2 protein-coding genes are annotated in these 1,473 nt (G+C 61.8%); both read right to left on the minus strand.

Annotation, left to right across the window (positions count from 1 at the left end; genetic code table 11):
• Nucleotides 1-1,068: cobalamin-dependent protein (locus tag PAT3040_RS32555; RefSeq protein WP_258235280.1), on the minus strand; the 1,068-nt coding region annotated here is incomplete at its 3' end.
• Between the two features lie 15 nt (nt 1,069-1,083).
• On the minus strand, nt 1,084-1,473 hold a 390-nt coding region (locus PAT3040_RS39320; protein ID WP_258235281.1), incomplete at its 5' end, for an acyl-CoA dehydrogenase family protein.

Consider the following 1,473-nt stretch of genomic DNA (forward strand, 5'->3'; position numbering starts at 1 on the left):
CAGCGCATCCTCGGAGCCGGCACGGTCGAATTTGTTAACGACGATCATGTCGGCGTAATCGAGCATGTCGATTTTCTCCAGCTGGGATGGGGCTCCGTATTCGCTCGTCATAACGTACACCGCAATATCGCAGAGCCTCGTTATTGCCGAGTCGCCTTGACCGATGCCGCTCGTCTCCACGATGATCCAGTCGAAGCCCGCATGCTTCGCAAGCGCGACGGCATCAGATGTTGCCGCGCTCAGCTCCTTGCCCGAGGCGCGGGTCGCCATGCTCCTCATGTACGTGCGTCCGCCGCCTATCGCGTTCATGCGAATACGATCGCCGAGCAGCGCGCCTCCTGTCTTCTGCCTTGTCGGGTCGACGGAGATGACGGCGATCGTTCCTGCCGCCTTCTCTCGCAGAAACCGCCTGACGAGCTCGTCGGTCAGGGAGCTTTTGCCCGCGCCGCCCGTGCCTGTTATGCCGATTACCGGTACGCCGAGGGGGAGCTGCTCCCGAATGTCGGCAAGCCAAGCTGCTGCCCCATCCGCCTCGGCTGCCGTGATGAGTCGTCCAAGCGCGGAGGGTTGGCACTCTCGCAGACGCTCCAGCTCCCTCTCCGGATCGATCGCCATCTCGTAGTCCGATTCGCGGAGCATCCACGCGATCATCCCTTCCAGCCCTAGCGTCCGGCCATCTTCCGGCGTAAATATTTTGGATACGCCGTACTTTGCCGACTGCTCGGCTTCCTCCGGCGTAATGGCGCCCCCTCCCCCTGCAAAAATTCGAATATGCGTGGCTTCCCGCTCCCGAAGCAAATCCGCCATATAGCGCAAAAACTCCACATGCCCGCCCTGGTAAGAGCTGACCGCGATCGCCGCCGCATCCTCCTGTATCGCTGCCGATACGATCTCCTCCGCCGAGCGATTGTGTCCGAGATGGATGACCTCCGCTCCCGCCGCTTGAAGCAGCCTTCTGATCAGATTGATGGACGCATCGTGGCCGTCGAACAAGGCCGAGGCGGTTACGAACCGAATGGGCCGCCTGGTTTCGCTACCGTCCGCTTGCATTCCCGCTGGCTTCGTCATCCCGTCTGCCGCCTCCTATCGCCCTTCCTTGACCATATGCTTAAAAATAACCAACCGCTGAATCTCGTTCGTCCCCTCGTAAATTTGCGTCACCTTCGCATCCCGGAACAGCCTCTCCGCGGGATATTCGCGCATATAGCCGTACCCGCCGAAAATCTGCACCGCCTCCGTCGCGCACGACAAAGCCGCGTCGGAGCAGAAGCGCTTCGCCATCGCCGCCTCCTTGCCGCAAGGCAGTCCGCGAGTGCGCAGCGCTGCCGCCTGGTAGACAAGGAGCCGTCCCGCTTCGATGGCGGTCGCCATGTCGGCGAGCTTAAAAGCGATCGCCTGATGGCCCGATATCGGCTTGCCGAATTGATGGCGGCTGCCTGCGTATTGCATCGAGCAGTCCAGGGCGGCCTCCGC

It is taken from the genome of Paenibacillus agaridevorans, from assembly GCF_003112455.1.
In the GTDB taxonomy this organism is placed as follows: Bacteria; Bacillota; Bacilli; order Paenibacillales; family Paenibacillaceae; genus Pristimantibacillus; species Pristimantibacillus agaridevorans.